Source organism: Tenacibaculum aestuarii, assembly GCF_964510395.1.
GTDB classification, from domain to species: domain Bacteria; phylum Bacteroidota; class Bacteroidia; order Flavobacteriales; family Flavobacteriaceae; genus Polaribacter; species Polaribacter aestuarii.
Genome location: NZ_CAZEFY010000003.1, coordinates 598,340 through 612,651, shown reverse-complemented (window position 1 = coordinate 612,651; position 14,312 = coordinate 598,340). Strand labels below are relative to the sequence as shown.

At 32.1% G+C, this 14,312-nt stretch carries 12 protein-coding genes; 11 read left to right on the top strand and 1 reads right to left on the bottom strand.

What is annotated here, in order from left to right:
• From ACKTSU_RS08985 to ACKTSU_RS08935, 11 genes are all read left to right on the top strand, one after another.
• Complete coding sequence (locus ACKTSU_RS08985; protein ID WP_408036046.1) at positions 1-954, top strand: PorP/SprF family type IX secretion system membrane protein; 954 nt, start codon at positions 1-3, stop codon at positions 952-954.
• Between the two features lie 67 nt (positions 955-1,021).
• Positions 1,022-1,873, top strand: a complete 852-nt coding sequence (rluF, locus tag ACKTSU_RS08980; protein ID WP_408036045.1) for a 23S rRNA pseudouridine(2604) synthase RluF — start codon at positions 1,022-1,024, stop codon at positions 1,871-1,873.
• Positions 1,874-1,943: 70 nt separating this feature from the next.
• Positions 1,944-3,074, top strand: coding sequence for a tRNA guanosine(34) transglycosylase Tgt (gene tgt / locus ACKTSU_RS08975; protein ID WP_408036043.1), 1,131 nt, complete (start codon positions 1,944-1,946; stop codon positions 3,072-3,074).
• 1 nt (position 3,075) lies between these two features.
• The gene (locus ACKTSU_RS08970) at positions 3,076-4,161 is read left to right on the top strand and encodes an LptF/LptG family permease (RefSeq protein ID WP_408036042.1); all 1,086 of its coding nucleotides are present in this window, start codon (positions 3,076-3,078) and stop codon (positions 4,159-4,161) included.
• Positions 4,148-5,047 (top strand): DMT family transporter, encoded by a 900-nt coding sequence (locus ACKTSU_RS08965; protein WP_408036041.1) that lies wholly within the window; start codon positions 4,148-4,150, stop codon positions 5,045-5,047. Before ACKTSU_RS08970 ends, ACKTSU_RS08965 begins: the two co-directional genes overlap by 14 nt.
• A gap of 101 nt (positions 5,048-5,148) precedes the next feature.
• Positions 5,149-6,102: an acetyl-CoA carboxylase carboxyltransferase subunit alpha gene (locus tag ACKTSU_RS08960; protein WP_408036040.1), complete on the top strand. Its 954-nt coding sequence runs from the start codon at positions 5,149-5,151 to the stop codon at positions 6,100-6,102.
• Between the two features lie 123 nt (positions 6,103-6,225).
• Entirely contained in the window at positions 6,226-6,645 is a 420-nt protein-coding gene (locus ACKTSU_RS08955) for a hypothetical protein (RefSeq protein WP_408036039.1), read from the top strand.
• 171 nt (positions 6,646-6,816) lie between these two features.
• On the top strand, positions 6,817-7,899 hold the full coding sequence (locus ACKTSU_RS08950) for an efflux RND transporter periplasmic adaptor subunit (RefSeq protein ID WP_408036038.1): 1,083 nt from the start codon (positions 6,817-6,819) through the stop codon (positions 7,897-7,899).
• A gap of 23 nt (positions 7,900-7,922) precedes the next feature.
• Positions 7,923-11,171 carry an efflux RND transporter permease subunit gene (locus tag ACKTSU_RS08945; RefSeq protein WP_408036037.1) on the top strand — a complete coding sequence of 1,083 codons (3,249 nt, stop codon included), beginning with the start codon at positions 7,923-7,925 and terminating at the stop codon, positions 11,169-11,171.
• Entirely contained in the window at positions 11,161-12,612 is a 1,452-nt protein-coding gene (locus tag ACKTSU_RS08940) for a TolC family protein (RefSeq protein WP_408036035.1), read from the top strand. The genes ACKTSU_RS08945 and ACKTSU_RS08940 overlap by 11 nt, the downstream gene beginning before the upstream one ends.
• 145 nt (positions 12,613-12,757) lie before the next feature.
• Positions 12,758-13,630, top strand: a complete 873-nt coding sequence (locus ACKTSU_RS08935) for a cation diffusion facilitator family transporter (RefSeq protein ID WP_408036034.1) — start codon at positions 12,758-12,760, stop codon at positions 13,628-13,630.
• A gap of 30 nt (positions 13,631-13,660) precedes the next feature.
• On the opposite strand, the gene ACKTSU_RS08930 is transcribed toward ACKTSU_RS08935, so the two are convergent.
• Complete coding sequence (locus ACKTSU_RS08930) at positions 13,661-14,293, bottom strand: 7-carboxy-7-deazaguanine synthase QueE (protein ID WP_408036033.1); 633 nt, start codon at positions 14,291-14,293, stop codon at positions 13,661-13,663.
• Positions 14,294-14,312: the final 19 nt, after the last annotated feature.

Genomic DNA, 14,312 nt, shown 5'->3' with positions numbered 1-14,312 from the left:
ATGAGAAAGATTTTAATAATTTTAAGTGTAGTATTTTGTAGTGTAAAGTCAACTGCACAAGAAATAGAGTTACCAACATACGTAAATCATTTAGCAGATAATCCGTTTGTAATCTCACCAACCTATGCAGGAATTGGTCCAGGTTTACAAATACGCTTAAATGGTGTAAGCCAATGGATAGGTGTTAAAGACGCACCTGATACACAATCATTAACTGTTGAAGCACGTATCGCTGATACTTTTGGAGGTGGTATTTCATTGTTTAATGATAGTAATGGATTTACCACTCATAAAGGAGCGAAATTGTCATTTGCAAGTCACTTAACATTAAGTGACTTTCACGACAGTTTTTTATCATTTGCTTTAAGTTATAGTTTTATTCAATTTGGAATTGACACTTCAAACAGTAATGTAACAGATATTGAAAATGTACCTTCAATACAAGAGAATCATTCTAATTTCGATGTAGGTTTATTATACCGATTTGAAAAATTCAGTATTACAGCGAATGTAGTGAACATCTTAAATAGGGATATTAAAAATTTTAGAACAGGTGATCCTGAAGAGTTAAGAAAATATACTCTTTTTGCCTCTTATATTATGTCAAGAATTAGTAGAGATTATGAACTTGAACCTTCTATTTTGTATGAATATAGAGAAGCGACTGGACGTTCTAAAACTGATATGAACATTAAAGCTAGAAAAGGTATTAGAGGAGGGTATGTCTGGGCAGGTTTAAGTTATACCTTCTTAAACGATCAGTTTTTTCAACCAAATGCCATTGCGCCATTATTTGGTTTAAAGAAAGATAATCTTTATTTGTCATACGGATTTAGTGTTAACATGAACAAGACACAAGACTTTAATTACGGTACACACATGATAACGTTAGGGTTTGATTATGAAAGAAGACAAAGTTTAGCACGTTGTACACAAAAAATGATTATGTTTTAATACTTTAAAAGTATAAAATATCAAATCCTCAAGTGTTAGCTTGGGGATTTTCTTTTTCTTTGCATTAATGGAAAATAATAATGACACATCAATAAATCTTAACAAGTACATTAGTAGTACAGGAATCTGTTCACGACGTGAAGCAGAACGATTTATTACTGAGGGTAGAGTAACTATAAATGGTAAACCTACACAGTTAGGAAATAGAGTGCATGAAGGAGATGTGGTAAAAATTGATGGGAAACCATTAAAAGCTAAGCCTAAAACGATATATATAGCTCTAAATAAACCTGTAGGAATTGTTTGTACTACCGATAGCAAAGAGCGTAAAAATATCGTGAAATTCGTTGGGCATCCACAAAGATTATTTCCTATTGGACGTTTAGATAAGCCTTCGGAAGGATTGATTTTTTTAACCAATGATGGAGATATTGTAAATAAGATTTTACGAGCAGGAAATAATCATGAAAAGGAATATATAGTTTCGGTAGATAAAACTTTTGATGAACGTTTTATAAAAAGAATGAGTAACGGAATCCCAATTTTAGGAACAGTTACCAAAAAATGTAAAGTAGAACGTATTAATGATACTACCTTTAAAATTGTTTTAGTACAAGGTTTAAATCGTCAAATTCGACGCATGTGTGAATATTTAGGTTACGAAGTAAAAAAACTCAAGCGCACACGTATTATGAATGTAACTTTAGGAAACCTAAAAGTAGGGGAATGGCGTGAGTTAACATCTAAAGAGATGAACGAGATTAATAAACTTGTAGAAAATTCATCAAAGACACAGGAAACATCAGAAAAGAAGAGCTCTTCAACGGATACTAAAAACAAAAATTTTTCAAAAAATAATACAACTTCTAATAAAAAAAGAGAATTTAAGAACAAGTTTGGGAGAAGGAGAAAGAATTAAAAATCAGTAATAAGAAACTTTTAACTTTCTACTTTTAAACATTCAACTTACATGTGTATCTTTGCCACTTATGCAATTTGATTTAAAAATAACCGATCCTAAAAGTAAAGCACGAGCAGGTGTTATTACTACTGATCACGGAACCATAGAAACTCCAATATTTATGCCAGTAGGTACTGTAGCTACGGTAAAAGGAGTACACCAATCAGAATTAAAAGAAGAGATAAACCCTGATATAATCTTAGGAAACACTTATCACTTATACTTACGTCCACAAACCTCTATTTTAGAACAAGCAGGAGGGTTACATAAGTTTATGAACTGGGATCGTAATATTTTAACTGATAGTGGAGGGTACCAAGTATACTCATTATCAGGAAGAAGAAAAATTAACGAAGAAGGAGTAAAGTTTAAAAGTCATATAGATGGATCAACTCATTTTTTTACTCCTGAAAATGTAATGGATACACAGCGTTCCATAGGGGCAGATATAATTATGGCTTTTGATGAGTGTACACCTTATCCATGTGATTATAACTACGCAAAACGATCTATGCACATGACACATCGTTGGTTAGATCGTTGTATAAAACACTTTAATAATACACCGCCAAAATACGGATATAATCAAACGTTATTTCCAATTGTACAAGGAAGTACCTATAAAGATTTACGTAAACAATCAGCAGAGTATATCGCAAATTCAGGAGCTGAAGGAAATGCAATTGGAGGGTTATCAGTTGGAGAACCTGCTGAAGAAATGTATGCAATGACCGAGGTGGTAACAGCAATTTTACCAGAAGATAAACCTCGTTATCTGATGGGGGTAGGTACACCAATCAATATTTTAGAAAACATTGCTTTAGGAATAGATATGTTCGACTGTGTAATGCCTACACGTAATGCTCGTAACGGAATGTTGTTCACTGCACATGGTAGTATTAACATTAAAAACAAGAAATGGGAAAATGATTTTTCTCCTATTGATGAAATGGGAATTACTTGGGTAGATACTATGTATTCAAAAGCCTATTTACGCCACTTGTTTGCTTCAAGAGAAATGTTAGGAAAACAAATAGCCTCTATTCATAATTTAGGATTTTATTTATGGTTGGTGCGTGAAGCACGTAAACATATTATAGCAGGAGACTTTGCTACATGGAAAGATAAAATGGTAAAACAAATGGATAAACGTTTGTAACTTGAAAAAACTAGATTGGTACATATTAAAGCGTTATCTGGTAACTTTTTTGTTTACCTTATTAATTCTAATACCTATTGCTGTAGCGATTGATATTGCTGAAAAAATAGATAAGTTTTTACGTCATGAAAACTTAACTTTTTTTGAGGTAGCAAATGATTATTACAAGAATTTTATCATTTATTACGCTAATACTTTTATGCCACTAGCGTTATTTATAGCAGTAATTTTATTTACTTCAAAACTGGCTAGTAATACAGAAATTATAGCAATTAATAATGCTCAAGTATCATTTACTCGTTTTCTATATCCTTATTTTATAGGAGCTTCTATTGTATGTTTGGTAGCGCTTTCTATGAATCACTTTTTTGTTCCTAAAAGTAGTAAAACAAGAAAAGCATTTGAAAAAGAGTACCTAAAAAAGCAAAAGTACTCAGATACTTCAATACAAGAGTTTAGTTTACAATTGAATGATAGTACTTATGTATATCTTCAGAGGTATGATTTAAAGCGAAACTCAGGATACAATTTTTCAATAGATTTATACGATGGTATAAAGCTAAAAAGTAAGTTAATGGCAGATAACATTAACTGGAATGGGAATGATAGTACGTTTAAATTGAGTACATGGAAACTTCGTAAAATTTTTAAAGATAGAGATAGTATTTTTTCAGGAAGAAGTTTAGATACAACTTTTACTTTTACCCCTACTGATTTAAATTATAAAAATGTAATGGCACAAGAAATGAATTCACCAGAATTAATGAAATTCATAGATGTGTCTAGAAAGAGAGGTATCAAAAACTTAAATGCTTATTTAGTAGAATTGTATAAACGGACTAGTTTGCCTATTGCTAGTTATATTTTAACAATGATAGCTGTAGCTTTAGCCTATAAAAAAACTCGTGGGGGTATTGGAGCTAATTTAGCAATAGGAATAGCAGTAATGTTTATTTACGTGTTCTTTTTAAAAGTAGCAGAAGTATTAGGTGCAGTAGCAGGAGCTAATGCTTTGTTAAATGTTTGGGTGCCAAATATTGTTTTTGGTCTATACGCTATTTACTTATACATAAATGCAAGGAGATAAATTAAGAAACTACCTACACCTACATTTAATCGTTTTTATTTGGGGATTTACAGCAATACTAGGAGCATTAATATCAATTGATGCTGTTCCACTAGTTTGGTATCGAATGTTTTTAGCAGTTATTTTTATAGCTGTGTATTTTTTAATCAGAAAAAAAACATTTAAAATAGAGAAGAAAGCTTTAGTAAAGTTTGCTATTTCAGGAATAATTATAGCAGTACATTGGATAACTTTTTTCAAGGCGATTAAAGTATCGAATGTATCAGTAGCATTAGTAACAATGAGTACAGGAGCTTTTTTTGCTTCATTAATAGAACCTTTCTTCTTTAAGAGAAGAGTAAAGCTTATTGAAATTGTTTTAGGCTTACTTGTAATTGCAGGTTTGTATATTATATTCAATTTTGAAAGTCAATATACTTTGGGAATCGTTTATGCTTTGATATCGGCTTTTTTATCAGCATTATTTTCGGTATTAAACGGATTATTTATCCAAAAACATGATGCAAATACGATTTCTTTTTATCAGTTGTTATTTGGTGTTTTAGGAGTAACATTATACATGTTGTTTACGCAACAATTTTCAATAGAATTTTTCCAAATTAAAACCACCGATTGGATATATTTATTTGTGTTAAGCAGTATTTGTACAGCGTATGCTTTTATAGCTTCTGTTAAAGTAATGAAGTATTTAACTCCTTATACAGTAATGCTTACCATCAATTTAGAACCTATATATGCTATTATTTTAGCACTCATAATTTTTGGTGAAAAAGAACAAATGAATCCAGAGTTTTACTACGGTGCTTTCATTGTTTTGTTTGTGGTGTTGCTTAACGGAGTTTTAAAAAATGCCTCTTCCATAAAAAAGAAAATGATTAAAAAATAGTATTTTAAGAAAAACGATCAAGGTAAACTGTACAATTTTTTAGTATGTTTGCCTTTACAAACGACTAACTAGAAAATTAGAAAATCAAATTATATACAATAATGGAATATTTAGATTTTGAAATGCCAATTAAAGAACTACAAGATCAGTTGGCAAAATGTCAGATTATTGGAGAAGAAAGTGAAGTAGATGTAACGGAAACATGTAAAAAAATCGAAGAAAAATTAGAAAAAGCAAAGAAAGACATATATAAAAATTTAACTGCATGGCAACGTGTACAGTTATCTCGTCACCCAAATCGTCCGTATACATTAGATTATATCAAGGCGCTTTGTGGAGATACTTTTATGGAGTTGCATGGTGATCGTAGTGTAAAAGATGATAAAGCCATGATAGGTGGTTTAGGTAAAATAGGAGATCAGTCTTTTATGTTTATCGGTCAACAGAAAGGATATAACACAAAAACACGTCAATACCGTAATTTTGGTATGGCTAACCCAGAAGGATACCGTAAGGCGTTGCGTTTAATGCGTATGGCTGAAAAATTCGGAATCCCAGTAGTTACTTTTGTAGATACTCCAGGAGCTTACCCAGGATTAGAAGCAGAAGAACGTGGACAAGGAGAAGCAATTGCTCGTAATATTTTTGAAATGACTTGTTTAAAAACTCCAATTATCACTATAATTATTGGTGAAGGAGCTTCTGGTGGAGCTTTAGGAATTGGAGTAGGAGATAGAGTATACATGTTAGAAAATTCATGGTATTCAGTTATTTCTCCTGAAAACTGTTCAACAATTTTATGGAGAAGCTGGGAGCAAAAAGAAAAAGCTGCTGAAGCATTAAAGTTAACAGCTAAAGATGGAATGAAATTGAATATCGTTGATGATATCATTAAAGAACCATTAGGAGGTGCTCATTCTGATAAACCAACTACTTTCGAAGCAGTTAAAGAACAAATTTTAAAAGCTTATAAAGAGTTAAATGAGTTAACTGAAGCTGATTTAGTAGCTCAACGTATGGAAAAATATGCAAACATGGGAGTATTTAAAGAGTAGTCTCTAATATGCCCTTAATACAAATTAAAACTCGCCAATTGGCGAGTTTTTTTATTGGTTATTATTTTTTACCAAAGTATTTGTTTGTCATATGAATATATATATATAATTTTGCCGGTCGAAATGAGTAATGTATTCAATAAATATCTTTTTTTAGTAGTATTCTTATTAAAAGGATGGTCTACATCATATGCAGATTATGGCCAATTTAATAAGAGTATCTCTGTTCCTGTATTAAATACAGCCTGTGTAGAAACTCAATTCATTACTCAAAACATAAATGACTTAGTTTTTGACAAAAATCATGAAGATTCTGAAAGAGAAAATTATTTTGAAATCAACGAAGTTGAAGACAAAACTCAAGAAGAAGATGAAATAGACAGAAACTTATCTAAGTTTGGCGGTTATTTTTCTGCCATTTTACATGCGCAATTTTTTGAAAATCAACTTTGTGTAGTTAAAGAAAAAACACAAAGATGTAAAGAGTATCTTTTTACTTCTATTTTAAAATTGCATGTAAAATATCAAGTTTTTATAATTTGATGCACTCCTTTTTTTAAGTAAAACCTAAGTGCTTTTATAGGTTTTTACTTTAATTTCTCAAATCTCAAGAAATCAATTAAATCTTTTGGGCAATCATTCTGTGTGAATAATTGCAATGATTTTACGTGTTTGGTTGCCCATCCTACTAATTTTTTAAATACATATATAAAAATGAAAAAAAGCTTCATTTTAATGAGCCTGTTTGCGCTATTCATTCATGTTAGTTGCGAATCAAAAAAGGAATCTAAACACCCTGAAACAAAGTTCCTTGTAACCAACCCAATTAAAAAAGACACATCCATTACAAAAGACTATGTAAGCCAAATTCATGCTAGTCAGCATATAGAATTAAGAGCTTTAGAGAAAGGATATTTGAAACAAATATTTGTAGATGAAGGACAACATGTAAAAAAAGGACAACGCATGTTCCAAATTTCACCAAATGTATATAAAGCAGATTTACAAAAAGCTACCGCTGAAGCTAAAGCTGCTGAAATTGAATATAAAAATACTCAGTTATTAGCAGAAGGAAATGTAGTTTCTGAAAACGAGTTGGCTTTAGCAAAAGCAAATTATGAAAAAGCATTAGCAGAAGTAGAGTTAGCTAAAACCCATCTTGGTTTTACAAGCATAAAAGCTCCTTTTGATGGAATAATGGATCACTTACATGCTAGAAATGGTAGTTTGTTAGATGAAGGAGAGCTTCTAACAACATTATCAGACAATAGTAAAATGTGGGTATACTTTAACGTACCAGAAACTGAGTATTTAGACTACATCATGAGTCAAGATAAAGACAAGAAAAAAGAAGTAACACTTTTAATGGCAAATAACAAACCATTCAGTCAAAAAGGAATAGTAGAAACGATTGAAGGTGAGTTTAATAATGAAACAGGAAACATTGCGTTTAGAGCAACTTTCCCAAATCCTGACGGAATTTTAAGACACGGAGAAACAGGAAGTATTTTAATGAAAGTTCCGTATAAAGGTGCTCTAATCATTCCTCAAAAAGCAACTTTTGAAGTACTAGATAAAAAATATGTTTTTGTGGTAGATAAAAACGATACCGTAAAACAACGAGAAATTACTATTGAAGCAGAGTTACCACATTTGTTTTTAGTTGAAAAAGGACTAACAGAAAATGATAGAATACTGTTAGAAGGAATTAGAATGGTAAAAGACCAGCAAAAGATTCATGTTGAGTTTGAAGAACCAAATGCAGTTTTGTCAAGTTTAGACTTGTATGCAGAGTAATTAAAAATTAAAATCAACGAAACATGTTTAGTCAATTTATAAAAAGACCCGTACTAGCAATTGTTATTTCGGTAATGATTGTTTTTACAGGATTGTTAGCCATAAAACAGCTTCCTATTTCACAGTTTCCACAAATTGCACCTACTACAGTAAATATCTTTATTGCATACCCAGGGTCAAGTGCAGATGTATTGGTAAACTCAACATTAATTCCATTAGAAACTGCTATAAACGGGGTTCAAGGTATGCGTTATATTGCTTCAGATGCTACAAGTGCAGGAGAAGGAACCTTACGTGTAATTTTTGAGCCTGGTACAGATCCTAATCAGGCAGTGGTGAGGGTAAAAACAAGGGTAGACCAAGTAATGCCTTTATTACCTGAATTAGTACAGCGTGAAGGGGTAATTATTACTCCAGTACAACCAAGTATGTTAATGTATGTGAACCTTTTCAGTAAAGAAAAAAACAATGATGAAAAGTTCCTATACAATTATGCTTATACGAAAATGGTTCCAGAGATTCAACGAATTGATGGTATTGCGAGTGCTCAAATATTAGGAAGTAGAAAATACGCAATGAGAGTTTGGTTAAAACCAGACAGAATGAGAGCTTATAATATTTCTGCCGAAGAAATTTTAGAAGCAATGGAAGAGCAAAGTATTTTAGCAAGACCAGGAAGACTAGGTAGAAGTTCAGGTATAGCTTCACAATCGTTAGAATATGTGCTGACTTACCAGAACAGATATAATGAACCAGATCAGTATAAGGACATTATTATCAGAGCCAATAAAGAAGGAGAAATTTTACGATTAAAAGATGTTGCTGAAGTAAAATTAGGAAGTGAGTTTTTTGATATTTACTCAAATTTAGATGGACATCCATCAGCATCAATTGTATTAAAGCAAACGTTTGGAAGTAATGGTAGCGATGTAATAGCATCAGTAAAAGAAAAGCTGAAAGAATTAAAAGAAGATTTACCTCCAGGAGTTGATTTTCAAATAAGTTATGATGTATCTAACTTTTTAGATGCTTCTATAGAACAAGTATTACACACGCTTAGAGATGCCTTTGTATTAGTAGCAGTAGTAGTGTTCTTGTTTTTAGGAGATATACGCTCTACTTTAATTCCAATTATAGCAGTACCTGTATCTTTAATCGGAGCCTTTTTTGTAATGCAATTGTTTGGATTATCAATCAACTTAATCACCCTATTTGCATTAGTGTTAGCGATTGGTATTGTGGTAGACGATGCCATTGTAGTTGTAGAGGCTGTCCATTTAAAAATGGAACAAGAACACATGACACCTTATCAAGCTTCGAAAGCAGCGTTAGGAGAAATTGGTGGAGCTATTTTAGCAATTACTTTAGTAATGGTTTCGGTATTTATTCCTATTTCTTTCATGACAGGTCCTGTAGGAGTTTTCTACAGACAGTTTTCAATAACCATGGCAGGATCCATCATTATTTCAGCAATTGTAGCACTTACTTTAACACCAGTATTATGTGCAATGATGCTAAAAAATAATCATGGAGAGGAAAGAAAAAAATCTATTGTAGATAAGTTTATTGACTGGTTTAACAAAGGATTTGAAAAGCTTACAGGAAAGTATGTAAAAATATTGAATAAGATTGTAGCTAGAAGATTTTTAACCTTTGGAATATTAGCAGCTTTCTGTGCAGGAATTTTTATCACGAATAAAACATTACCGGCAGGGTTTATTCCTAACGAAGATCAGGGAATGATCTATGCTATTATTCAAACACCTCCAGGAGCTACGTTAGAACGTACCAATGAAGTAGCAAGAAAATTACAACAGATTTGTGAAGAGACTGAAGGAGTTGAATCAGTTTCATCATTAGCAGGGTATGAGATTATGACTGAAGGTAGAGGGTCAAACGCAGGTACCTGTTTAATTAACTTAAAACCTTGGTCTGAACGTCATCATTCTGTACATGAAATCATGGAAGAATTAGAGGAAGAAACCAAAGACTTAGGAGCGGTTATAGAATATTTTGAACCACCAGCAGTACCAGGTTTTGGGTCTTCAGGAGGATTTTCAATGCGTTTGTTAGATAAAACAAATTCAACTGATTATCATGAGTTTGAACGCATCAATAACAAGTTTATGGAGTCGTTGTTGAAACGAAAAGAACTAACAGGGTTATTTACTTTTTATTCAGCGAATTATCCGCAGTATGAGTTGAAAATAGATAACCAAAAGGCAATGCAAAAAGGAGTAACCATTGGTAAAGCCATGGAGAACTTAAACATCTTAATAGGTAGTACTTATGAGCAAGGTTTTATTCGTTTTGGTAGATTCTTTAAAGTGTATACACAAGCAGCTCCTGAATACAGAAGAATTCCTTCAGACTTAGAAAAACTATATGTAAAGAATGAAGAAGGAGAAATGGTGCCTTACTCTGCATTTATGAGTTTAGAAAAGAAATTAGGACCTAACGAAATAACACGTTATAACCTCTATAATTCTGCGGCAATTAGAGGGTTACCAGCTAAGGGTTATACAAGTGGAGATGCTATTAATGCGATTAAAGAAGTAGCAGCAAAAGAACTTCCTAGAGGGTATGATATTGCTTGGGAAGGACTTACCTACGATGAAGCACAAAGAGGTAATGAATCTGTGTATATTTTTATCATTGTATTAGCCTTTGTATACTTTGTATTGGCAGCACAGTATGAGAGTTTTTTACTACCATTAGCTGTAATTCTTTCACTTCCAGTAGGAATTTATGGGTCATTCACATTACTTAAATTAATGGGATTAGCCAATGATGTATATGCGCAAATTGGAATAATTATGCTGGTTGGTTTACTCGGAAAAAATGCCGTGTTAATTGTAGAGTTTGCAGTACTAAAACGCAGTCAAGGAGCTACAATTTTTGAAGCTGCTATTGAAGGTGCTAAAGAACGTTTTAGACCTATTTTAATGACTTCTTTTGCGTTTATAGCTGGTTTGGTACCATTAGTAATAGCTCACGGAGCTGGGGCGATAGGAAACAGAACCATTGGAGGATCTGCACTAGGAGGAATGTTAATAGGAACCATTTTCGGAGTTTTAATTATACCAGGTCTCTATTACATATTTGCTAAAATGAGCGATGGTAAGAGTTTGATTAAAGACGAATCTATTGAGCCAGTTTCAGAAGAATTTATAAGACTTAATGAAGTAGAAGGAAGTAAGACAAAAGCTAAAATAGCAGAGCTTAAAAAACTTTTGAAAAAAATAATTAAAAGACAAAATGATGAAAACTAATTATATAAGTTTATTTACAATAAAAAGAGTGTACCTTTTGGGTGTGCTTGCTCTCTTGGTTTTAAGTTCATGCGTACCTAGTCAAGTAGTAAGGGAAGAAAATAAAGTAGTGCCAGAAAATTTTAACAATCAGTCTGTTGATACAGTAAGTACTGCAAATGTTCAATGGCGTACATTTTTCTCTGACCCTTCCTTAATTTCATTAATAGATACTGCATTATCAAACAATCAAGAATTGAATATAATGTTACAACAGGTAGCTATTTCTAAAAATAATATCAAAGCAAAAAAAGGAGAGTATTTACCATTTGTAAATTTGTATGCGGGTGCTGAAGTAGAGAAAGTAGGGAAGTATACCAGAAATGGGGCTGTTGAAGAAAATTTGAATATTCGAGAAGATGAAAAATTCCCAGAGCCATTAACTGATTTTTCAATAGGTCTTTCAGCTTCTTGGGAGTTAGATGTTTGGAAGAAGTTACGAAATGAAAAGAAAGCAGCTGTATTAGAATATTTAGCTACTGTTGAAGGTAAAAACTTTATGGTAACTAATTTGGTTTCAGAAATTGCAAATTCATATTACGAATTAGTAGCATTAGATAATGAATTGTCTATGGTTTCACAAAACTTAGAAATTCAAAAAAATGCATTGCAAATGGTAAAACTTCAAAAGCAAGCTGCTAGAACCACCGAGTTAGCTGTACGAAGATTTGAAGCAAGTGTACTTAAAAATCAAAGTCATTTATATGAGCTTCAACAAGAAATAGTAGAAGCCGAAAATAAAATTAACTTTTTAGTAGGTAGGTATCCGCAACATGTCGATAGAGATTCAGAAAATTTTATTGATAAAACAATAGAAGGAATAGATACAGGAATCCCTTCACAGTTGTTGAAAAACAGACCTGATTTAAGAAGAGCAGAGTACGAATTAGCTGCTGCTAAATTGAACACTAAAGTAGCACGAGCTAATTTTTATCCTTCAATAGGTATAAAAGCAGGAATAGGTTTACAGGCATTTAAACCTAAGTTTTTAACATCAACGCCAGAGTCGTTAGTGTATTCTTTAGCAGGAGATATGGTAGGGCCTTTAATCAACAGAAATGCTATAAAAGCAGCCTACAAAACAGCAAACAATAAACAATTACAAGCTGTTTATGAATACGAAAGAGCTATTTTAAATGCGTACTTAGAGGTAGCCAATGAACTTTCAAAAATTGAGAATTTAAAAAATAGTTACGACTTAAAAAAGCAACAAGTTGAAGCATTAAACGAATCTATAGAGCTTTCAATTCGATTGTTTAAATCAGCAAGAGCAGAATATACAGAAGTGTTGTTAACACAAAGAGAAGCATTAGAGTCTAAAATTGAAATCATAGAGACGAAAAGAGATCAATTGTTGGCAAATGTAAAAGTATATAAAGCCTTAGGTGGAGGCTGGAACTAATTTTTTATTCGTTATTAAATATTTAATTGTTGTTAAAAGGTAGTTTATATTAACTATCGAAAGGCTCACCAATAGGTGAGTCTTTTTTTTTCAATAGTTTTCAAGTACCTTCGTAGTATCTCATAAAAAGAGAAAGATAAACTTCATGAGTAAAGAAGAGTTAGCTATAAAAACCACTTATTTTAGTATTTTAAGTAATACTAGCTTAGCAATTATTAAAGGATTGGCAGGTATTTTTGGAAATTCATATGCCTTAATAGCAGATGCAATTGAATCTACTACTGATATATTTTCTTCGCTTTTAGTGCTATTAGGGTTGAAATATGCGAAAAGACCCGCAGATAAAAACCATCCTTACGGACACGGAAAAATAGAACCCTTAATCACTTTTGTGGTAGTAGCCTTTTTGGTAACTTCAGCTACAGTTATAGCCTACGAAAGTATACAGAACATTCAAACACCTCATAAAACTCCAAAAGCATGGACATTACTAGTTTTAGGAGCAATTATCATTTGGAAAGAAATATCTTTTCAAGTAGTTATCAGAAAAAGTAAAGAAACCAATAGTTCTTCTCTTAAAGCAGATGCTTGGCACCATAGAAGTGATGCAATTACTTCTATCATGGCATTCATAGGAATTTCGATAGCACTCATTTTTAAAGAAGGTTATGAAACAGCTGACGATTGGGCAGCTTTATTAGCTTCTTTCTTTATTTTATACAATAGTTACCTGATTTTTAGACCAGCTTTGGGTGAAATAATGGATGAGCATGTATATGATGATTTAATAGATGAAATAAGAGAAAAATCGTTGGAAGTAAAAGGTGTTTTAGGAACTGAAAAGTGCTTTGTACGTAAAGCAGGAATGAAATATCATGTAGATTTACATGTTATTGTAGATAGCACCATTACAGTAAAAGAAGGGCACGATATTGCCCACAAACTAAAAGACTATTTAAGAGAAAAACTCCCAGATTTGGGTCATGTTTTAACTCATATAGAGCCTAATGAATACTAAAAAAGCAACCTACTAAGATTGCTTTTTTATTTATGGTATATTTAAATATTTATGAGTTTGTAGGGATATTTTCCATTTCGGATTTTCCATTACATAATCAATAATTTGTGGAGTCATTTTTTCTTTTTTACTCCATTCAGGTTGTAAAAATAATTTACACTTTTTACCAACTTTAGCAGCTTGTTCTTCTGCAAACTGAAAATCATTTTTGTTATGAATAATCATTTTCAATTCATCTGCCTCTTGGTAAGCACGCTCTAGTGGTAATTTTGTTTTTTTAGGAGATAAACAAAACCAATCCCAAACTCCAGAAAAATCATAGGCTCCAGAAGTTTCAATATGTGTTTTAATACCTTCTTTTTGTAATTGTTGGGTAATATGATCTAAACTCCACATTAAAGGTTCTCCACCTGTAATTACCACAGTTTCGGCATATTTTTTAGCATTCTCAACAATAACATCTGTTTTAGTAGGCGGATGTAAATTTGCATCCCAACTTTCTTTCACATCACACCAGTGGCAACCAACATCGCAACCACCAATACGAATAAAATATGCAGCAGTACCTGTATGCGCACCTTCTCCTTGAATTGTATAAAATTCTTCCATTAACGGAAGCATTTCTCCCGTATTAATTAACTCTTGTACTTCTTTTTTCAACATAAGATTTGCAAAGGTATTA

What these genes read in the sequence shown, in the direction of transcription:
- ACKTSU_RS08985 (WP_408036046.1), top strand. Translation starts at nt 1, where the DNA reads ATGAGAAAGATTTTAATAATTTTAAGTGTAGTATTTTGTAGTGTAAAG.
- rluF (WP_408036045.1), top strand. Translation starts at nt 1,022, where the DNA reads ATGGAAAATAATAATGACACATCAATAAATCTTAACAAGTACATTAGT.
- tgt (WP_408036043.1), top strand. Translation starts at nt 1,944, where the DNA reads ATGCAATTTGATTTAAAAATAACCGATCCTAAAAGTAAAGCACGAGCA.
- ACKTSU_RS08965 (WP_408036041.1), top strand. Translation starts at nt 4,148, where the DNA reads ATGCAAGGAGATAAATTAAGAAACTACCTACACCTACATTTAATCGTT.
- ACKTSU_RS08960 (WP_408036040.1), top strand. Translation starts at nt 5,149, where the DNA reads ATGGAATATTTAGATTTTGAAATGCCAATTAAAGAACTACAAGATCAG.
- ACKTSU_RS08955 (WP_408036039.1), top strand. Translation starts at nt 6,226, where the DNA reads ATGAGTAATGTATTCAATAAATATCTTTTTTTAGTAGTATTCTTATTA.
- ACKTSU_RS08950 (WP_408036038.1), top strand. Translation starts at nt 6,817, where the DNA reads ATGAAAAAAAGCTTCATTTTAATGAGCCTGTTTGCGCTATTCATTCAT.
- ACKTSU_RS08945 (WP_408036037.1), top strand. Translation starts at nt 7,923, where the DNA reads ATGTTTAGTCAATTTATAAAAAGACCCGTACTAGCAATTGTTATTTCG.
- ACKTSU_RS08940 (WP_408036035.1), top strand. Translation starts at nt 11,161, where the DNA reads ATGAAAACTAATTATATAAGTTTATTTACAATAAAAAGAGTGTACCTT.
- ACKTSU_RS08935 (WP_408036034.1), top strand. Translation starts at nt 12,758, where the DNA reads ATGAGTAAAGAAGAGTTAGCTATAAAAACCACTTATTTTAGTATTTTA.
- ACKTSU_RS08930 (WP_408036033.1), bottom strand. Translation starts at nt 14,293, where the DNA reads ATGTTGAAAAAAGAAGTACAAGAGTTAATTAATACGGGAGAAATGCTT.